The organism is Neobacillus oceani (assembly GCF_046237595.1).
In the GTDB taxonomy this organism is placed as follows: Bacteria; Bacillota; Bacilli; order Bacillales; family Cytobacillaceae; genus Bacillus_D; species Bacillus_D oceani.
Genome location: NZ_CP143543.1, coordinates 124,605 through 145,317 on the forward strand (window position 1 = coordinate 124,605; position 20,713 = coordinate 145,317).

Below are 20,713 nucleotides of genomic sequence, written 5' to 3' on the forward strand. Positions count from 1 at the left end.
CTGAAAGTGGTTTAAGCCTCTCGCTTTTTTGAAATGCACCCCTGAGTCCCTCCCGAACCGGCGCAGTCCGCAGTAGGAGCAGGGCGGTACCTGCCGTTACCAGGCTTAAGTTGGGGCCGGAATCCTTTAAGGAGGATTGCGACCTAAACAGAGTGGAACCGCGCACAAGCGTCTCTGTCTTTATGGCAGGGGCGTTTTTTGTTTACTTGGCAGATTCATACACATTTCCTACGCAGGGGAGGGGAAAGGAATGTTCAAAACAATGAAAGAAGACATTGATGTTGTGTTCGAGCAGGATCCGGCCGCAAGAAGCGCTTTTGAGGTTGTGCTAACTTATTCCGGCTTGCATGCCATTTGGGCCCACAGGGTTGCCCACGCACTATTTAAACGAAAATTTTTCTTCTTGGCACGCTTGATTTCGCAAATCAGCCGCTTTTTTACCGGAATTGAAATACATCCTGGCGCCAGGATTGGACGCCGCTTTTTTATAGACCACGGAATGGGTGTCGTCATTGGTGAAACATGCGAAATCGGGGATAATGTAACTGTATATCAGGGGGTTACTCTCGGCGGGACAGGAAAGGAAAAAGGAAAACGGCACCCGACCATCCATGACAATGCCCTGATTGCCGCGGGCGCCAAGGTACTCGGTTCAATAACAATCGGTGAATATGCAAAAGTAGGCGCCGGGTCGGTTGTCCTGAAGGATGTTCCAGCACATTCGACCGTTGTTGGCATCCCTGGTAAAATCGTCATCCAAAACGGGATTAAAGTCGGCACGAGGCTGGACCATACGGATTTGCCGGATCCAACCGGCGACCGTTTCCAAGAGCTTGAGAAGGAAATTGCCATGTTGAAAGAAGAATTGGAAGCAATCAAAATGAAGGGAGCCAGGTGAGATGGCCATCCAGGTTTATAATACATTGACACGAAAAAAAGAGGAGTTTGTTCCGCTTGAAGAAGGAAAAGTAAAAATATATGTTTGCGGCCCGACCGTATACAACTATATCCACATCGGGAACGCCCGCCCTGCCATTGTGTTCGACACTGTCAGGCGATATTTCGAACTCCGGGGCTATGATGTGAACTACATCTCGAATTTTACCGATGTTGACGACAAGCTAATAAGGGCGGCAAAGGAACTCGGCGAGGATGTTCCTGTAATCGCCGAACGATTCATCGACGCCTATTTCGAAGACGTAACAGCTCTCGGATGCAAAAGGGCGGACGCTCACCCGCGGGTCACGGAAAGCATGGACATCATCATCGATTTCATTTCGGCATTAATCGACAAAGGCTACGCATACGAGGCCAATGGAGATGTTTATTTCCGGACAAGGAAATTCGATGGCTATGGAAAGCTTTCACACCAATCGATTGATGAACTGAAGGTCGGTGCCAGGATTGAGCGGGGTGAAAAGAAACAGGACGCTCTTGATTTTGCTCTCTGGAAAGCAGCGAAGGAAGGCGAAATTTACTGGGAAAGCCCCTGGGGCAAAGGGCGCCCAGGCTGGCATATCGAATGCTCGGCCATGGCGAAGAAATACCTTGGTGACACAATCGACATTCACGCGGGTGGGCAGGACTTGGCATTCCCGCACCATGAAAATGAAATCGCGCAGTCAGAGGCACTAACCGGAAAGACGTTTGCCCGCTACTGGATGCACAACGGATATATAAACATTGACAATGAAAAAATGTCGAAATCACTCGGAAATTTTGTCCTTGTCCATGACATTATTAAAAAACATGATCCCCAGGTCCTACGTTTCTTTATGCTATCGGTCCATTACCGGAATCCCATTAATTACAGCGAAGAGTTGCTTGAAAACACAAAAGCTGCATTGGAAAGGCTGAAGACATCCTACCAAAACCTGAAGCACAGGAAGGAATCGAGTACGGGGCTGACAGGGGACAATGGCCGCTGGATTGCGGAAGTCGAGGCGCTAAGGGAGCGGTTCATCAAGGAAATGGACGATGATTTTAATACAGCCAATGCTGTTACTGTCCTCTTCGACCTATCCAAATTGGCCAACCAATATCTTCTGGAAAAAACAACGGCGGTAGAAGTCATCGACCGTTTTACAAAGGAATTTGAGGAGCTTTTTGACGTGCTCGGTCTAAAACTTGGCGGGGAAGAGCTACTTGATGAAGAAATTGAAGCGCTGATCGAGAAAAGAAACCAAGCCAGAAAAGACAGGGATTTCAAGTTGTCTGACAAAATCAGGGACCAGCTGAAGGATATGAATATTATCCTGGAAGATACGCCTCAAGGTACAAGATGGAAAAGAGGCTGACTTATGCTCCATTACGAAACAACCATTGACGAAAAACAGCTGAACAGCCTTGCGCTTGCCTATATGGGGGATGCGGTCCTTGAAGTCTATGTTCGGCGCCACCTTCTGCAAAAAGGTACGGTTAAGCCGCACCGGCTCCATTCGGAAGCGACAAAATACGTTTCCGCCAAAGCCCAGTCCCAAATCCTTTTTAGCTTTATGGATGAAGGCCTGCTTGACGAAGAAGAAATGGCTGTGGTCAAAAGGGGCAGGAATGCGAAATCGGGTTCTGTGCCGAAAAATACAGATGTAGTTACCTACAGGCACAGCACAGCCTTTGAGGCACTCATAGGAACCCTCTATTTATCAGGCAATAAAAAACGGCTTGAAGAGCTTGTTGAAAAAGCATTTGCGTATGTAGAGGGCAAGAAAGGAATGGTTAAGGATGAGTGAGGATACAATCATTGGCAAAAATCCCGTCCTGGAGGCATTAAGGTCAAAACGGGATATCAATAAAATCCTGATCGCTGAAGGCTCGCAGCGCGGTCAAATGCAGCAGATTACAGAACTGGCCAAGGAAGCGAACGTTATTGTCCAATATGTGCCAAAGAAGAAAATCGACCAGCTGTCCGACGGAAACCATCAAGGGGTGTTGGCCTATGTTGCTGCTTATCAATACGCCGAGCTGGATGACCTTTTTGACGCGGCAAAGGAGAAAGGCGAGGAGCCATTCTTCCTAATTCTTGATGAAATCGAGGACCCGCATAACCTTGGTTCAATCATGAGGACAGCCGATGCGGTAGGCGCGCATGGCATCATCATACCGAAGCGGAGGGCCGTAGGGCTTACTTCAACAGTTGCAAAAGCTTCAACCGGAGCGATTGAGTACATCCCAGTTGCGCGGGTTACCAATCTCGCCCGGACGATTGATGAATTGAAAGAGCGCGGCGTCTGGATTGCCGGAACGGATGCAAAAGGAAGCGTGGATTACCGGCAACAGGATTTCACCATGCCGCTTGGGCTCGTCATAGGCAGTGAAGGAAGGGGGATGGGAAGGCTGATTCGCGAAAAATGCGACTTCCTTGTCCATTTACCTATGGCCGGGAAGGTCACTTCCCTGAATGCATCAGTCGCTGCGGCATTGTTGATGTACGAGGTTTACCGCAGGCGCCACCCGCTTGAGGGATAGGGATGGATATCCTTTTAGTTGACGGCTACAACATTATCGGTGCCTGGCCGGAACTTAGGGAATTGAAGGCCAGGGACCTGTCCGCCGCCAGGGACAGGCTGATCGAGTTGATGGCGGAATATCAGGGATATTCTGGCTATCGGGTTATAGTTGTTTTTGATGCCCATTATGTACAAGGGATAGAGAAGAAGTTTAAAAACCATAAGGTCGAGGTCATTTTCACACGCGAAAATGAATCCGCGGATGAAAGGATTGAAAAACTCGCCGTCAAACTTGGCAACAGAAAAACACAAATTCATGTGGCCACGTCCGATTTTACAGAACAATGGGTCATTTTTGGGCAGGGCGCATTACGAAAGTCCGCCCGAGAGCTTCTTATCGAAATGGCTGGCATCGAAAAAAACATCGAAAAAAACGTAAAGAAAATCCAGGAAAAGAAGCCTGTAACCCGGATTCCAATAAGCGGAGATTTGGCAGAAATTTTTGAAAAGTGGCGCAGAGGCGAAAAATGAACATTGACGCTTAAAAAATACCTACTGTATAATATTTCTAACTATGCATGTACATGCGAGGGGGATCTCAGTGAGTGTGGATGTAAGGTCGAGGGCAGGCGATGAGTTTCTGATTATGGAAGATGAGGAGATCGTTTATTTGGTGCACGGCGGCAACAGCGAAGCCCTGGATTACCTGATCCACAAGTATCGCAATTTTGTCAGGGCCAAAGCAAGGTCCTATTTCCTAATTGGTGCTGACAAGGAAGATATTGTCCAGGAAGGGATGATTGGACTATATAAGGCAATCCGGGATTTTCGTGACGACAAACTCACTTCCTTCAAGGCATTCGCCGAGCTATGCATTACGAGGCAAATCATCACGGCGATCAAAACAGCCACAAGGCAAAAGCATATCCCGCTGAATTCCTATGTTTCATTGGACAAGCCGATATTCGATGATGAATCCGACAGGACCCTAATGGATGTACTTAGCGGAACCAAGGCGACGGACCCGGAACAGCTTATCATAAACCAGGAGGAATTCGACCATATCGAAATAAAAATGAGCGAACTCCTGAGCGATCTTGAGCGGAAAGTTCTTGCTCTTTACCTTGACGGGCAATCGTATCAGGAAATTTCCGAAGAGCTGAACCGCCATGTGAAGTCGATTGATAATGCCCTCCAGCGGGTTAAGCGGAAGCTGGAGCGCTATCTGGAAATCCGCGAATATTCCCATTAAGAGTCCGTGAAATATGTATTTTCGATGAAACCCTTCAGTGCTTATTGACAGTTACTGGTGGGCGTGATACAGTTTTAAGGACAAAAAACTGGCAGCAGGTGACGAAATGACAAAAAAAGCTGTTCTTGCCTGTTCCATTTGCGGTTCGCGTAATTATTCAACAGCAAACAACCAGGCCAGGAACGAACGTCTGGAACTAAAAAAGTACTGTAAAACCTGCAATGCCTCCACGGTCCATAAAGAAACCCGGTAGGAAAGCAGGATTTGCATACAGGATAGATGGAGGTCACGAACAATGCAGCGCATAACGAATTTTTTTCGCGATATCGCTCGTGAAATGAGAAAAGTCAGCTGGCCCAAGAAGGACGAGCTTACCCGTTATACGATAACGGTTATCTCAACTGTGGCAATTTTCGCCGTATTCTTTGCGGTAGTCGACCTTGGCATTTCAAAGCTGATTCGATTAATTCTTGAATAAACACCCCCTGTTCATGGTATAATGGGAAATAATGCAGGAAATTTCTACAAAGCCCGGTTTAACGGGTTTTTTCATTTGGGAAAGAAAAGCGGAAACGCCCGTTTAGCGCGGTAATGGCGAAAAAGAAAATACAGGGAGGGACGGACATTTAGTCCTTTGAAATGGAAAAGAACTGGTATGTGGTCCATACGTACTCCGGATATGAAAACAAAGTTAAGGCGAATCTTGAAAAACGCGTCGAATCAATGGGAATGCAAGATAAAATTTTTCGAGTGGTCGTTCCGGAAGAGGAAGAAACAGATTTTAAAAATGGTAAAAAGAAAACAGTCAAACGTAAAGTATTCCCTGGCTATGTGCTTGTTGAAATCGTCATGACCGATGATTCATGGTATGTTGTCCGGAATACGCCTGGCGTCACAGGTTTCGTAGGCTCGGCCGGATCAGGCTCGAAACCTACCCCCCTCCTCCCAGAGGAAGTTTCAGTCATCTTAAAGAGGATGGGTGTGGAAGAAAAACGGGTTGATGTCAATTTCGAAATTGGCGAAACTGTCAGGGTCAAGGAAGGTCCCTTCACGGATAAGACAGGCATCATTGAAGAAATGGATAAAACGAAGTCGAAGCTGCGTGTGCTCGTCGATATGTTTGGCCGCGATACGCCGGTTGAACTCGATTTTTCACAAATTGATAAGTTATAACCCTAGTGGGGTAAGGTAGATAAATAAAGCGAGTCTTCTATGGGTGGGGGTTATCCCTCACTGATGGTTAGCCGGATCTACTAAAGTTAAATTCTCCGCTTCTTCAGGCGAGGGTATTATTCTGTCCGTTAAGAGTGGAAGAAAAAAATTAACTGAAAGTGTAAAATAGCTTGAAATCAAACGTGAAAAGTGGTAACATTTCAAAGGTCAGTATGTCTTGGACAGGAAAAACCGGACATTTGTCAAGTTCTTTATGTGAATAAAGGCTTTTGTTATGAGTGGGAGGGGGATACCCCTATTACCACATCACGGACTTTTTAAGGAGGTGTGTCTCGTGGCTAAAAAAGTAATTAAGGTAGTTAAATTGCAAATCCCTGCTGGTAAAGCTAACCCAGCGCCACCGGTTGGTCCTGCATTGGGTCAGGCGGGTGTTAACATCATGGGATTCTGTAAGGAATTTAACGCACGTACAGCGGACCAGGCAGGTCTGATCATTCCTGTTGAAATTACGGTTTTTGAAGACCGTTCCTTTACATTTATTACGAAAACTCCTCCAGCTGCAGTTCTTTTGAAAGTAGCAGCCGGAATCCAGTCTGGTTCAGGCCAGCCTAACCGTAATAAAGTAGCAACAGTTAAGCGCGACAAGGTGCGCGAGATTGCTGAACAGAAAATGCCTGACCTGAATGCGGCCAGCGTTGAAGCAGCAATGCGCATGGTCGAAGGTACAGCGCGCAGCATGGGCATCACGATCGAAGACTAATCCATGCTGACTGTTAAGGTATGATGGGGTTGCGTAGCTGATTTATCACACGCAACCTTTGTTCTGTAAGGCGGAAGTCGAGCGGGATGATATCCGGCTCCGACGCCGGGAACAAGGCGCTTATGCCTTTTCACGTGGGAGGTCCATTCCGTTATAACCACAAATCAAGGAGGATATTTAAAATGGCTAAGAAAAGCAGAAAGTATCAAGAAGCCGCTAAGCTTGTCGACCGTACGAAAGCTTATCCGGTAAACGAAGCGATTGAGCTTGCTAAGAAAACAAACTACGCAAAATTCGATGCGACTGTCGAAGTTGCTTTCCGTCTTGGAGTAGATCCGAAGAAAGCTGACCAGCAAATCCGTGGAGCGGTAGTGCTTCCAAACGGAACTGGTAAAACCCAGCGCGTTCTTGTTTTCGCAAAAGGCGAAAAAGCGAAGGAAGCGGAAGCTGCTGGCGCAGATTATGTTGGCGATTCCGAGTATATCAACAAAATCCAACAAGGCTGGTTCGAATTCGATGTAATCGTTGCGACACCTGACATGATGGGTGAAGTTGGTAAGCTTGGCCGTACACTTGGACCAAAAGGCTTAATGCCAAACCCTAAAACCGGAACTGTTACATTTGATGTAACTAAAGCGGTTAACGAAATCAAAGCTGGTAAAGTAGAATACCGCGTTGACAGGTCTGGTATCATCCACGTTCCTATTGGCAAAGTATCTTTCGAAGATGAAAAGCTTGTTGAAAACTTCAAGACCATTTTCGACACAATGGTTAAAGTTAAGCCTGCAGCCGCAAAAGGAACTTACATGAAGAGTGTAACAGTTTCCTCTACAATGGGGCCTGGCGTGAAAATTGATCCAGCTTCCGTAACAGCGAAATAATTATTGACAAAACAATTCAAGTTTGTTAATATTACTTTTGTTGTTTAATAATGAATACATTTGTACCGAAGACAGCAGGTGCTGATACAGCTTAAATATCCTGCCGAGGGAATACGATAGAATTAGCCCATCAAACGGCTTGTTGTATTATGCCTCCATGTCTTCTTGATATGGAGGCTTTTGTTTTGCCCGGTATAAATGCAGAAATCTATAGGAGGTGTAATCATGAGCAGCGCTATCGAACAAAAGAAATTGATCGTCGATGAAATCGCCGATAAATTTAAGAACAGCGTAACATCTGTAGTTGTAGACTATCGTGGATTGAATGTTGCCCAAGTAACCGAACTTCGTAAGCAGCTTCGTGAAGCTGGGATTGAATTCAAGGTTTACAAAAACTCGATGAGCCGCCGTGCGGCAGAAGCTTCCGACCTTGCAGGCCTTAACGAATCATTGACTGGCCCTAACGCAATCGCGTTCAGCGCGGAAGATGTAGTTGCTCCAGCGAAAATCATCAATGATTTCGCGAAAAAGAACGATGCTTTGGAAATCAAAGCAGGTGTCATCGAAGGGAACGTTGCAACTGCCGAGGAAATCAAGGCACTTGCAGAACTTCCATCACGCGAAGGATTGCTGTCCATGCTACTCAGCGTGCTTCAAGCTCCTATCCGCAACTTCGCTCTTGCTACAAAAGCTGTTGCAGAGCAAAAAGAAGAACAAGGCGCGTAAGCTGACCGTTATCGCTTTACCATAAAACCAAACAAATTTGAGGAGGAAATTTACAATGACTAAAGAACAAATCATTGAAGCAGTCAAATCCATGACTGTACTCGAACTTAACGACCTAGTAAAAGCTATCGAAGAAGAATTCGGCGTAACTGCAGCTGCACCTGTAGCTATGGTTGGCGGCGGCGCTGGCCCAGTTGCTGAAGAAAAAACTGAATTCGATGTTATCCTTGCATCCGCAGGCGATCAAAAAATCAAGGTTATCAAGGTTGTTCGTGAGATCACTGGACTTGGCCTTAAAGAAGCAAAAGACCTTGTTGACAACACTCCGAAGCCAATCAAAGAAGGCGTTTCTAAAGAAGATGCTGAAGCTATCAAAGCTAAGCTTGATGAAGTTGGAGCTAACGTCGAAGTTAAGTAATCAACCAATAAGAAAGCTCGCTGCCTAAGCGGGCTTTTTTCTGCTTTCCCTGGAGGTGGAAATGATGGCGGATCATTATTATTCACGGAAGCCGCATGTTGAGAGCGCACCAAAGCATTGGGAGTATACACTGAGGAACGTTCGTTTCCGGTTCAAGTCCGATAGCGGTGTTTTTTCAAAAAATGAAGTCGATTTTGGTTCAAGGTTGTTAATCGAAACATTTGTATTGCCTGAAATTTCAGGGCCAGTCCTGGATGTGGGCTGTGGCTATGGACCAATCGGGCTAGCGATAGCCAGACAGTATCCTGACCGCGCCGTACATATGGTGGATGTAAATGAACGTGCCCTTGAACTGGCGAGAGAAAACGCAAAGGCGAACGGAGTGGAGAATGTCATTGTTTATGAAAGTGACAGGCTGACAGGCGTGGAAGAGACAGGCTTTGCCGCAATCCTTACCAATCCTCCTATTCGCGCCGGCAAAAAAACAGTCCATGATATTTTCACTCAGGCGAAAGAGAAGCTGGTGCAACTGGGCGAGCTTTGGGTTGTGATTCAAAAAAAGCAAGGAGCGCCATCAGCCTTGGATAAGCTGAATGAACTATTCGGGGAAGTGGAAGTAGTCGACAAGGAAAAGGGCTACTTTATTATCAGGGCGAAAAATGTTTGACTCGAAAATGCCACTATGTTAATATTATAAAATGCCATCATCATATTTTCGATACTATTCCAGATTGTCAAGCTCTTTTTGCAAAAAGGATAAAACTTTCTGTGAATGAAAAAAGGGAATTCTTTTTGTATAAAACTGGTATAGGAAGGAAAAGATGACAAAATAATAGGTCAAAATGTGAAAAATGCGGTTTTTGAGTCGAAAAACCCTTTTTCTTTTTTGTCTGTTGCGGGACAACTGTCCGGCTTCAGGCTCCAAATAGATTTACATTATAACTCTTGATTTGAGGGGTGAATCAGTTGACAGGTCAACTAGTTCAGTATGGACGACACCGCCAACGAAGAAGTTACGCGCGAATCAGTGAAGTTTTAGAATTACCAAATCTTATTGAAATCCAAACCTCTTCTTATCAATGGTTTCTTGATGAGGGACTGCGTGAAATGTTCCAGGATATTTCACCGATTGAAGACTTTACTGGTAACCTATCTCTAGAATTTATTGATTATAGCCTTGGCGATCCGAAATATTCCGTTGAGGAATCGAAGGAACGGGATGTAACATATGCGGCACCGCTGCGTGTAAAAGTGCGTCTCGTCAACAAAGAAACAGGGGAAGTAAAGGACCAGGATGTTTTCATGGGCGATTTCCCGCTAATGACAGAAACAGGCACCTTTGTTATTAATGGTGCGGAACGTGTCATCGTTTCCCAGCTAGTACGCTCCCCTAGCGTCTACTACAGCGGGAAAGTGGATAAAAACGGGAAAAAAGGTTTTACAGCCACCGTTATACCGAACCGCGGCGCTTGGCTTGAATATGAAACAGATGCCAAGGATGTCGTATACGTAAGGATAGATCGTACCCGGAAGCTGCCAGTTACGGTTCTTTTGCGTGCACTCGGGTTCGGCTCTGATCAAGAAATCATCGATCTCATTGGTGACAATGAGTATATCCGCAATACGCTCGAAAAGGACAATACCGACAGCATCGAAAAAGCGCTGCTTGAAATTTATGAGAGGCTCCGCCCAGGTGAACCGCCTACGGTGGAAAACGCCAAGAGCCTGCTCGTTTCGCGTTTCTTCGACCCTAAACGATATGACTTGGCAAGTGTAGGGCGCTATAAAATCAACAAAAAGCTTCATATTAAAAACCGGCTGTTTGGCCAGCGGCTTGCTGAAGCATTGGTTGATCCGGAAACCGGCGAGATCATCGCTGAAGTTGGAACGTTGCTTGACCGGAGGAATCTTGACAGAATCATTCCCCACCTTGAAAAGAACATCAACATGGACAGCTACGAGCCAGGGGGCGGAGTGGTCGATGGTGAGATCGTCCTTCAGGGAATCAAGATTTTCGCGCCAACCGATGATAACGAAAAAGTAATTAATATTTTAAGCAACGCCTATGTGCCGGAACAGGTAAAGAACATTACCCCGGCAGATATCATTGCTTCAATCAGCTATTTCTTCAACCTCCTTCATGGAGTGGGTGATACGGACGATATCGACCACCTTGGAAACCGCCGCCTCCGTTCTGTAGGGGAATTACTGCAGAACCAGTTCCGGATCGGTCTTTCCAGAATGGAGCGTGTAGTCCGTGAGCGGATGTCGATCCAGGATACAGCGACTATCACTCCGCAGCAGCTGATCAATATCCGTCCGGTTATTGCTTCAATTAAAGAGTTCTTCGGAAGCTCCCAGCTTTCACAGTTCATGGACCAGACGAACCCGCTTGCCGAATTGACGCATAAACGCCGTCTATCAGCACTCGGGCCTGGTGGTTTGACTCGTGAGCGCGCCGGCTTCGAAGTTCGTGACGTTCACTATTCCCACTACGGGCGTATGTGTCCGATTGAAACGCCGGAAGGTCCGAACATCGGGTTGATTAACTCGCTTTCATCTTATGCGAAGGTGAACCGTTTCGGTTTTATTGAAACTCCGTACCGGAGGGTAGATCCCGAAACAGGAAAAGTGACGGATCGCATCGACTATCTGACCGCCGATGAAGAGGACCTTTACGTAGTCGCCCAGGCGAACGCAAGGCTTGATGAGGATGGCTCGTTCATCGATGAGGACATCGTTGCTCGTTTCCGAAGCGATAATACGGTAGTCCCAAGAGAACGCGTCGATTATATGGATGTATCGCCAAAGCAGGTTGTATCCGCAGCGACTGCGTGCATCCCGTTCCTTGAAAATGACGACTCCAACCGCGCCCTGATGGGAGCGAACATGCAACGCCAGGCTGTTCCGTTGATGCAGCCGGAAGCTCCAAGGGTTGGTACAGGTATGGAGCACGTTTCCGCGAAAGACTCCGGAGCTGCCGTCATTTGCAAACACGAAGGAATTGTTGAGCACGTTGAAGCCCGTGAAGTTTGGGTTCGCCGTGTCCAGGAAATTGATGGCCAGGAAGTAAAAGGCGACCTCGATAAATATAGGATGCTTAAATTTATCCGCTCAAACCAGGGAACATGCTACAACCAGCGTCCGATTGTTTCTGTAGGCGACAGGGTAACCAAAGGTGAAATACTGGCCGATGGACCATCTATGGAAAAGGGCGAACTGGCTCTTGGCCGGAACGTGCTGGTTGCTTTCCTGAACTGGGACGGCTACAACTATGAAGATGCCATCATCATGAGCGAACGGCTTGTAAAGGATGATGTGTATACATCCATCCATATTGAAGAATATGAATCCGAGTCCCGCGATACAAAGCTGGGGCCTGAAGAAATAACACGCGATATCCCGAACGTTGGGGAAGATGCACTTCGAAACCTTGATGAGCGTGGAATCATCCGTACAGGCGCGGAAGTCAAGGACGGCGATTTGCTTGTTGGTAAAGTTACGCCTAAAGGGGTAACCGAATTGACAGCGGAAGAACGTCTGCTTCATGCGATTTTCGGTGAAAAGGCACGTGAAGTAAGGGATACTTCCCTCCGTGTTCCACACGGCGGCGGCGGTATTGTCCTGGATGTTAAAGTGTTCAACCGTGAAGACGGTGATGAACTTCCTCCGGGCGTGAACCAGCTCGTCCGTGTGTATATCGTCCAAAAACGTAAAATCTCCGAAGGGGACAAAATGGCAGGACGCCACGGAAACAAAGGGGTTATTTCCCGAATTCTTCCTGAAGAAGATATGCCTTATCTTCCGGACGGCTCACCTGTGGACATCATGCTTAACCCACTGGGTGTACCATCCCGTATGAACATCGGCCAGGTATTAGAACTCCATCTCGGAATGGCCGCAAGGGCGCTTGGCATTCATGTTGCATCGCCAGTATTCGACGGTGCGACCGAAGAAGATGTATGGGCGACTATCGAAGAAGCTGGCATGGCCCGCGACGCGAAGACTGTCCTATACGACGGCCGAACTGGCGAGCCATTTGACAACCGGGTTTCTGTCGGTGTCATGTACATGATTAAACTTGCTCACATGGTTGACGATAAACTGCACGCCCGTTCCACAGGCCCATACTCTCTCGTAACACAGCAGCCGCTTGGCGGAAAAGCCCAGTTCGGCGGACAGCGTTTCGGGGAGATGGAAGTTTGGGCGCTTGAAGCGTACGGCGCTGCCTATACGCTTCAGGAAATCCTTACTGTCAAATCCGATGATGTGGTCGGCCGTGTAAAAACGTACGAAGCCATCGTAAAAGGCGAAAACGTACCGGAACCAGGTGTTCCTGAGTCATTCAAAGTATTGATTAAAGAGCTTCAAAGCCTTGGACTTGATGTAAAAATCCTGTCCGGTGATGAAGAAGAAATAGAAATGCGCGACCTTGAAGACGAGGATGATATGCAGCAGGTCGATACATTGACCATTGCTCCTGAAACACAAAGCTTCGAATCTGAAAAAGTAGGTTCAAAAGAGTAACATGGAAAAGCTTCGGAGCTAGACAATTCTCAAAGAGAATAAGCTTTTCAGGTTTTAACCATAACCACTCGGGCGCCATACGCGCGTCTGGGTGCCGGTTATGTCAGCTACAGGGTAAAACCTGGAGATTAAAAGGGAGGTAGGCCCCTTGCTGGATGTTAATAATTTTGAGTATATGAAAATCGGCCTTGCGTCGCCGGATAAGATCCGTTCCTGGTCTTTCGGTGAGGTCAAGAAGCCGGAAACAATCAACTATCGTACATTAAAGCCAGAGAAAGACGGCCTTTTCTGCGAAAGGATTTTTGGCCCTACGAAGGACTGGGAGTGCCATTGCGGAAAGTATAAGCGCGTCCGCTATAAGGGAGTCGTCTGTGACCGATGCGGTGTTGAAGTGACACGCGCAAAAGTGCGCCGCGAACGGATGGGCCATATCGAGCTTGCCGCACCTGTTTCCCATATTTGGTACTTCAAAGGAATTCCGAGCAGAATGGGGCTCGTTCTTGATATGTCCCCTCGCGCCCTTGAGGAAGTCATCTATTTTGCTTCCTATGTGGTGACAGATTCCGGGGATACAGCCCTTGAAAAGAAACAGCTTTTATCCGAAAAAGAGTACCGAGCATACCGCGAAAAGTACGGCAATAAATTCCAGGCTTCCATGGGCGCCGAAGCAATCCGGAAACTCCTTCAGGACATTGACCTTAATAAAGAGGCCGAGTCCCTCAAAGAGGAATTGAAAACAGCCCAAGGACAAAGGCGCACACGCGCAATCAAGCGCCTTGAAGTCCTGGAAGCATTCCGCGGATCGGGGAATGAGCCATCATGGATGGTTCTGGATGTTCTTCCTGTAATCCCGCCGGAACTACGCCCGATGGTCCAACTGGATGGCGGCCGATTTGCCACATCCGACCTGAACGACCTTTACCGCCGAGTCATCAACAGAAACAACCGCCTGAAGCGCCTGCTTGACCTTGGCGCTCCAAGCATCATTGTCCAAAACGAAAAGCGCATGCTGCAGGAAGCAGTCGATGCGCTGATTGACAACGGACGCCGTGGACGTCCTGTAACTGGGCCGGGGAACCGCCCATTGAAGTCCCTCTCCCATATGTTGAAGGGTAAACAGGGACGTTTCCGCCAAAACCTGCTTGGAAAACGTGTTGACTATTCAGGACGTTCGGTTATTGTCGTTGGCCCGAACCTGAAAATGTATCAATGCGGCCTTCCTAAGGAAATGGCGCTGGAATTGTTCAAGCCGTTCGTCATGAAGGAACTTGTTGAAAAGGGCCTCGCCCATAACATTAAATCCGCCAAGCGGAAAATCGAACGCGTCCAGCCTGAAGTCTGGGATGTGCTCGAAGAAGTCATCCGTGAACATCCTGTCCTGCTGAACCGCGCACCGACGCTACACAGGCTGGGCATCCAGGCATTTGAGCCGACACTTGTCGAAGGACGGGCGATTCGCCTTCACCCTCTTGTGTGTACCGCATACAACGCGGACTTTGACGGTGACCAGATGGCTGTGCACGTACCGCTTTCTGCAGAGGCACAAGCTGAAGCGCGCCTCTTGATGCTTGCGGCCCAGAACATCCTTAACCCTAAGGATGGCAAACCGGTCGTAACGCCGTCCCAGGACATGGTATTGGGGAACTACTACCTGACATTGGAACGCGAAGGTACGATCGGCGAAGGGATGGTCTTCAAGGATACAAACGAAGCGCTCATCGCCTACCAAAATGGCTATGTCCACTTGCATACACGCGTTGCCGTTCACGCAGGCTCGCTTAACAATGAAACATTTACCGAAGAGCAAAACAAGCAGCTGTTGATGACAACAGTCGGAAAGCTTATTTTCAATGAGATCCTGCCGAAGTCGTTCCCTTACATTAATGAACCGACAAAGCACAACCTCGAAGTGAAAACTCCGGAAAAGTACTTTGTTGAAAAGGGTGCCGATGTTCGCGCGCTTATCAAGGAAATGCCGCTTGTAGAGCCGTTTAAAAAGAAAATCCTCGGAAACATCATCGCTGAGGTATTCAAGCGCTTCAAAATCACTGAAACTTCGAAAATGCTTGACCGCATGAAGGATCTCGGCTTTAAGTATTCGACAAAGGCGGGGATTACGGTCGGGGTAGCCGATATAGTTGTTCTCGGTGAAAAAGAAGAAATCCTTGCCGACGCACAAAGCAGGGTTGACAATGTGCAAAAGCAGTTCAGGCGCGGTTTGATTACCGAAGACGAACGCTATGACCGTGTCATCTCCATTTGGAGCCAGGCGAAGGATACGATTCAGGGCAAGCTGATGCAGTCCCTGAATAAGACAAACCCAATCTTCATGATGAGTGATTCCGGAGCGCGTGGTAACGCGTCCAACTTCACCCAGCTTGCCGGTATGCGTGGTATGATGGCCAACCCGGCAGGGCGGATTATCGAATTGCCGATCAAATCTTCCTTCCGTGAAGGTCTGACAGTATTGGAATACTTCATTTCCACACACGGTGCTCGTAAAGGTCTTGCCGATACGGCGCTAAAAACAGCTGACTCGGGCTACCTCACACGCCGCCTGGTCGACGTTGCCCAGGACGTTATCGTCAGGGAAGACGATTGCGGAACGGACCGCGGGCTAAGGATCAGGGCATTGAAGGATGGCACAGAGGTCATTGAATCACTCGAAGAACGCTTGATCGGCCGTTATGCAAGAAGGAATATCAAGCATCCTGATACAGGGGAGATCATTGTTCCAGAAAACGGCCTCATAACGGAAGACCTAGCCGTCGAAGTTACCAAAGCCGACATAGAGGAAGTACAAATCCGCTCGGCGTTTACGTGCAATACGCGGCACGGGGTATGTAAAAAATGTTATGGCCGCAACCTCGCAACTGGCCAGGAAGTCGAAGTGGGCGAAGCAGTCGGAATTATCGCTGCCCAATCCATTGGAGAACCTGGAACCCAGCTTACGATGCGTACATTCCATACGGGCGGTGTAGCAGGGGACGATATCACCCAAGGTTTACCGCGTATCCAAGAACTATTCGAAGCGCGGAATCCGAAGGGCCAGGCAGTCATTTCCGAATTGGAGGGTGTCGTAGTCGGCATCAACGAAGGGCGTGACCGCCAGCAGGAAATCGTCATCCAGGGCGAAGTCGAATCACGGACTTATACAGCGCCTTACACGGCAAGACTAAAAGTCCAAGTTAACGACAGAGTTGAACGTGGCCAGGACCTTACTGAAGGATCGATCGATCCGAAAGAGCTTCTAAAGGTAACGGATGTCGGCAATGTACAGGAATACCTGCTGCGTGAAGTGCAAAAGGTATACCGGATGCAGGGTGTTGAAATCGGCGACAAGCACATCGAAGTGATGGTCCGCCAGATGCTCCGTAAAATCAGGATCATCGATGCCGGTGAAACCGATGTCCTTCCGGGCATGCTTCTTGATATCCATCAATTTACCGATGCGAATGAAAAGGCATTGTCGAACGGCAAAATGCCGGCAACAGGCCGTCCGGTCCTACTGGGTATCACGAAGGCCTCACTCGAAACGGATTCCTTCCTTTCAGCGGCATCCTTCCAGGAAACAACACGGGTGCTTACCGATGCGGCCATCAAAGGCAAGCGCGATGAGCTTCTCGGCCTGAAGGAAAACGTCATTATCGGAAAGCTCATCCCTGCAGGAACAGGTATGCAGCGTTACCGCAAGGCGGAGCCGGTGACCCAGGAGGAAGAAGAAAGTATTACAATCGAATAAGAGGGCAAAGCGCCTCCTTATTTTCAAAGACGGCACCAGTAACCAGCCTGGTGCCGTTTTTAAAGATTTATTTTTTGAAAAAAATTAGCAAGATTAGTTGACATCCATTTTTTATGATGGTAATATAGCAAAGGTGCTCCTATTCACCTGTAACTTTGGAGGATATGAACGATGTCTTATGAAAAAGTTTTGCAGGCGAGGAAACTCATGATAGGAACAAAACAGGCAGTCAGAGCGCTTGAAGAAGGTACCGCCGATGAACTGGTTATCGCGGAGGATGCTGATCCGAAACTAACGGAAGCAGCCGTTGAAGCGGCCGGAAGACACGGCATACCCGTGCTGCGGGTCGATTCGATGAAAAAACTCGGCAAAGCCAGCGGCGTTAAAGTTGGAACTTCTGCTGTCGCAATAATCCGTTGAAAACTGTTTTTGCAGATGCTGCTGCAAGAACTTTGTTTTTGCCTAAAAAAGAACCACCTGGATGTGTGGGTCTACAAAAGTCGTGAAGGGAGGAAAAAACATGCCTACAATTAACCAATTAGTGCGCAAGCCTCGTAAATCCGTTGAGGAAACTTCGAAGTCCCCTGCGCTTAACAAAGGTTACAACAGCTTCAAAAAATCACAAACAAACGTATCATCTCCACAAAAACGCGGTGTTTGCACCCGTGTTGGTACGATGACTCCAAAGAAACCGAACTCAGCGCTCCGTAAATATGCTCGTGTGCGTTTGACGAACGGAATCGAGGTAACTGCCTACATCCCTGGTATTGGCCACAACCTTCAAGAGCACAGTGTTGTTCTTATCCGTGGCGGCCGTGTAAAAGACTTACCGGGTGTTCGTTACCACATTGTACGTGGCGCCCTTGATACAGCTGGCGTAAACAACCGTATGCAAGGCCGTTCAAAATACGGCACCAAGCGTCCAAAAGCACCTAAAAAATAATCATTGAACCCTAAATAGAAGATTTTCTGAAAGGAGGAAAAAATATGCCTCGTAAAGGTCCTGTTGCAAAAAGAGACGTTTTGCCAGATCCGCTTTACAATTCGAAGCTAGTTACCCGCCTGATCAACAAAATGATGATCGACGGTAAGAGAGGTACATCCCAGGCAATTCTTTATAATGCATTCGATATCATCCGTGAACGTTCAGGAAAAGAACCGATGGAAGTTTTCGATGCCGCGCTAAAGAATATCATGCCTGTACTTGAAGTAAGAGCACGCCGTGTTGGTGGTGCGAACTACCAGGTTCCAGTTGAGGTGCGCCCAGACCGACGCACTACACTTGGACTACGCTGGTTGGTGAACTACGCAAGGCTTCGTGGCGAAAAGACTATGGAACAGCGTCTTGCCAACGAAATCCTTGATGCAGCAAACAACACTGGCGCATCTGTCAAGAAGCGTGAAGACACACATAAAATGGCTGAAGCCAACAAAGCATTCGCACATTACCGTTGGTAAAATAAATTCGTTTAAGCACCCGCAATGGGTCCTTAAACCAGACGAGCTATATAGAACCATACTTGGCCGGGCTAACTTCCCGGCCTCAGGTACGGTTGCTACATAGCTGCCGAAGGATCTCTAAACACTCATACAAGGAAGGAGAAAGACCCAATGGCAAGAGAGTTCTCCTTAGAAAAAACTCGTAATATCGGCATCATGGCCCATATTGATGCGGGGAAAACAACCACCACTGAACGTATCCTGTACTATACGGGACGTATTCATAAACTTGGCGAAACTCACGAGGGTGCAGCCCAGATGGACTGGATGGAGCAGGAGCAAGAGCGCGGGATCACAATCACTTCCGCTGCGACAACTGCATCATGGAAGAACCACCGCGTAAACATCATTGACACGCCAGGGCACGTAGACTTCACAGTAGAGGTAGAACGTTCACTGCGTGTACTAGATGGTGCGGTTACTGTTCTTGATGCCCAATCCGGCGTTGAGCCACAAACTGAAACTGTATGGCGCCAGGCCACTACCTATGGTGTTCCGAGGATCGTATTCGTTAACAAAATGGATAAGATCGGTGCGGATTTCCTTTACTCCGTAAGCACCTTGCGTGACCGCCTACAAGCAAATGCACATCCAATCCAACTTCCGATTGGTGCAGAAGACCAATTCGAAGGCATCATTGACCTTGTAGAAATGAAAGCTACTTTCTACGGCAATGATCTTGGAACTGACATTGAAGTCCGTGAAATTCCAGAAGAGTACCTTGCGCAGGCAGAAGAATATCGCGAAAAGTTAATTGAAGCGGTTGCCGAGCTTGACGAAGAACTCATGGAAAAATACCTTGGCGGAGAAGAGCTTACGAATGAAGAAATCAAAGCTGCCATCCGTAAGGGCACACTTTCTGTTGAATTCTACCCTGTTCTTTGCGGAACTGCATTTAAAAACAAGGGTGTTCAATTAATGCTTGATGCGGTAATCGACTATCTTCCAGCTCCTACTGATGTTGCTGCAATCAATGGACATGCTCCTGGTGCGGAAGATGAAATTATCGAAAAGCACTCAAGTGACGAGGAGCCATTCGCGGCTCTTGCGTTCAAGGTTATGACGGATCCTTATGTTGGTAAACTGACGTTCTTCCGTGTATATTCCGGTACTTTGGAATCTGGATCCTATGTCCAGAACTCTACTAAAGGAAAGCGTGAACGGATTGGACGAATCCTGCAAATGCATGCGAACAGCCGCCAAGAAATCTCTAAGGTATATGCTGGAGACATCGCTGCTGCAGTAGGCCTGAAGGATACCACTACAGGAGATACGCTATGTGATGAAAAGAATCCTGTCATTCTTGAGTCCATGAAGTTCCCTGAGCCTGTTATTCAGCTTTCTGTTGAGCCTAAGTCAAAAGCAGACCAGGACAAAATGGCAACTGCGTTGCAAAAGCTCCAGGAAGAGGACCCTACATTCCGCGCGCATACTGACCAGGAAACTGGACAGGTTATTATCGCTGGTATGGGTGAGCTTCACTTGGATGTCTTGATTGACCGGATGCGCCGTGAATTCAAGGTAGAAGCAAACGTGGGTGCACCACAAGTTGCATACCGCGAAACATTCCGTGGCTCCGCGCAGGTTGAAGGGAAATTTGCCCGTCAATCCGGTGGACGCGGACAATACGGACACGTTTGGATTGAATTCTCTCCAAACGAAGAAGGAAAAGGCTTTGAATTCGAAAACGGAATCGTGGGCGGTGTCGTTCCTCGGGAATACATCCCTGCAGTACAGGCTGGCCTCGAAGACGCTCTTGAAAGAGGCGTACTAGCCGGTTATCCGCTGGTAGATATCAAGGCAAGGCTTTTCGACGGATCTTACCATGACGTTGACTCTTCCGAAATGGCGTTTAAAATTGCCGCTTCCATGGCGCTTAAGAATGCTGCTTCGAAATGTAATCCGGTTATCCTTGAGCCGATCATGAGGGTTGAGGTAGTTATCCCTGAAGAATATCTTGGCGATATCATGGGACAAATCACTGCCCGCCGAGGCCGCGTTGAAGGTATGGATGCAAGAGGAAATGCACAGGTAGTCCGTGCGATGGTTCCACTTTCAGAAATGTTCGGTTATGCAACTGCCCTTCGTTCTGGCACACAGGGACGTGGAGTGTTCTCCATGCACTTTGACCACTATGAAGAAGTACCAAAATCGATCTCTGAAGAAATCATCAAAAAAAATAAAGGTGAATAATTGATTTTCACCATCCAATCAAGTATAACTACTATGTAAGCATAGGCTGAGTATGGCTTGCCGTACTCAGCCCCAAATAATACTTAACTTTTTCA

General features: G+C 47.7%; 20 protein-coding genes and 1 other annotated feature. All 20 genes read left to right on the plus strand.

Annotated features, from left to right (window positions below; translation table 11 throughout):
* Positions 1-250 precede the first annotated feature (250 nt).
* The 20 genes from cysE to fusA all read left to right on the plus strand — a co-directional run bounded on the left by cysE (position 251) and on the right by fusA (position 20,618).
* Positions 251-898 carry a serine O-acetyltransferase gene (gene cysE / locus V1499_RS00635; RefSeq protein WP_409273028.1) on the plus strand — a complete coding sequence of 216 codons (648 nt, stop codon included), beginning with the start codon at positions 251-253 and terminating at the stop codon, positions 896-898.
* 1 nt (position 899) lies between these two features.
* Positions 900-2,297, plus strand: a complete 1,398-nt coding sequence (cysS, locus tag V1499_RS00640) for a cysteine--tRNA ligase (RefSeq protein WP_409273030.1) — start codon at positions 900-902, stop codon at positions 2,295-2,297.
* Positions 2,298-2,300: 3 nt separating this feature from the next.
* Complete coding sequence (locus V1499_RS00645; protein ID WP_409273032.1) at positions 2,301-2,729, plus strand: Mini-ribonuclease 3; 429 nt, start codon at positions 2,301-2,303, stop codon at positions 2,727-2,729.
* Complete coding sequence (gene rlmB / locus V1499_RS00650; protein WP_409273034.1) at positions 2,722-3,465, plus strand: 23S rRNA (guanosine(2251)-2'-O)-methyltransferase RlmB; 744 nt, start codon at positions 2,722-2,724, stop codon at positions 3,463-3,465. The genes V1499_RS00645 and rlmB overlap by 8 nt, the downstream gene beginning before the upstream one ends.
* A 2-nt stretch (positions 3,466-3,467) precedes the next feature.
* A complete protein-coding gene (locus tag V1499_RS00655; protein WP_316572523.1) occupies positions 3,468-3,977 on the plus strand; it encodes an NYN domain-containing protein in 510 nt (169 codons plus the stop codon).
* Positions 3,978-4,092: 115 nt separating this feature from the next.
* On the plus strand, positions 4,093-4,698 hold the full coding sequence (gene sigH / locus V1499_RS00660) for an RNA polymerase sporulation sigma factor SigH (RefSeq protein WP_409276190.1): 606 nt from the start codon (positions 4,093-4,095) through the stop codon (positions 4,696-4,698).
* Positions 4,699-4,804: 106 nt separating this feature from the next.
* On the plus strand, positions 4,805-4,951 hold the full coding sequence (gene rpmG, locus V1499_RS00665) for a 50S ribosomal protein L33 (RefSeq protein WP_409273036.1): 147 nt from the start codon (positions 4,805-4,807) through the stop codon (positions 4,949-4,951).
* 42 nt (positions 4,952-4,993) lie between these two features.
* Positions 4,994-5,176 (plus strand): preprotein translocase subunit SecE, encoded by a 183-nt coding sequence (secE, locus tag V1499_RS00670; RefSeq protein WP_409273038.1) that lies wholly within the window; start codon positions 4,994-4,996, stop codon positions 5,174-5,176.
* Positions 5,177-5,337: 161 nt separating this feature from the next.
* Positions 5,338-5,871 (plus strand): transcription termination/antitermination protein NusG, encoded by a 534-nt coding sequence (gene nusG / locus V1499_RS00675; protein WP_053364756.1) that lies wholly within the window; start codon positions 5,338-5,340, stop codon positions 5,869-5,871.
* Between the two features lie 334 nt (positions 5,872-6,205).
* The gene (gene rplK, locus V1499_RS00680) at positions 6,206-6,631 is read left to right on the plus strand and encodes a 50S ribosomal protein L11 (protein ID WP_048822996.1); all 426 of its coding nucleotides are present in this window, start codon (positions 6,206-6,208) and stop codon (positions 6,629-6,631) included.
* Between the two features lie 182 nt (positions 6,632-6,813).
* Positions 6,814-7,512 (plus strand): 50S ribosomal protein L1, encoded by a 699-nt coding sequence (gene rplA, locus V1499_RS00685; protein ID WP_409273041.1) that lies wholly within the window; start codon positions 6,814-6,816, stop codon positions 7,510-7,512.
* A gap of 47 nt (positions 7,513-7,559) precedes the next feature.
* Positions 7,560-7,704, plus strand: a sequence feature (ribosomal protein L10 leader region).
* 33 nt (positions 7,705-7,737) lie between these two features.
* Positions 7,738-8,238, plus strand: coding sequence for a 50S ribosomal protein L10 (rplJ, locus tag V1499_RS00690; RefSeq protein ID WP_409273043.1), 501 nt, complete (start codon positions 7,738-7,740; stop codon positions 8,236-8,238).
* A gap of 55 nt (positions 8,239-8,293) precedes the next feature.
* On the plus strand, positions 8,294-8,656 hold the full coding sequence (gene rplL, locus V1499_RS00695) for a 50S ribosomal protein L7/L12 (RefSeq protein WP_316572529.1): 363 nt from the start codon (positions 8,294-8,296) through the stop codon (positions 8,654-8,656).
* 64 nt (positions 8,657-8,720) lie between these two features.
* Positions 8,721-9,323, plus strand: a complete 603-nt coding sequence (locus V1499_RS00700; RefSeq protein ID WP_409276191.1) for a class I SAM-dependent methyltransferase — start codon at positions 8,721-8,723, stop codon at positions 9,321-9,323.
* 299 nt (positions 9,324-9,622) lie between these two features.
* The gene (gene rpoB, locus V1499_RS00705; protein ID WP_316572530.1) at positions 9,623-13,183 is read left to right on the plus strand and encodes a DNA-directed RNA polymerase subunit beta; all 3,561 of its coding nucleotides are present in this window, start codon (positions 9,623-9,625) and stop codon (positions 13,181-13,183) included.
* Positions 13,184-13,331: 148 nt separating this feature from the next.
* The gene (gene rpoC / locus V1499_RS00710; protein WP_409273045.1) at positions 13,332-16,925 is read left to right on the plus strand and encodes a DNA-directed RNA polymerase subunit beta'; all 3,594 of its coding nucleotides are present in this window, start codon (positions 13,332-13,334) and stop codon (positions 16,923-16,925) included.
* Between the two features lie 171 nt (positions 16,926-17,096).
* A complete protein-coding gene (locus V1499_RS00715) occupies positions 17,097-17,345 on the plus strand; it encodes a 50S ribosomal protein L7ae-like protein (RefSeq protein ID WP_409273047.1) in 249 nt (82 codons plus the stop codon).
* Positions 17,346-17,445: 100 nt separating this feature from the next.
* Positions 17,446-17,868, plus strand: a complete 423-nt coding sequence (rpsL, locus tag V1499_RS00720) for a 30S ribosomal protein S12 (protein WP_316572533.1) — start codon at positions 17,446-17,448, stop codon at positions 17,866-17,868.
* Positions 17,869-17,912: 44 nt separating this feature from the next.
* On the plus strand, positions 17,913-18,383 hold the full coding sequence (rpsG, locus tag V1499_RS00725) for a 30S ribosomal protein S7 (protein WP_053364766.1): 471 nt from the start codon (positions 17,913-17,915) through the stop codon (positions 18,381-18,383).
* A gap of 153 nt (positions 18,384-18,536) precedes the next feature.
* Positions 18,537-20,618: an elongation factor G gene (gene fusA / locus V1499_RS00730; RefSeq protein ID WP_409273049.1), complete on the plus strand. Its 2,082-nt coding sequence runs from the start codon at positions 18,537-18,539 to the stop codon at positions 20,616-20,618.
* Positions 20,619-20,713 lie beyond the last annotated feature (95 nt).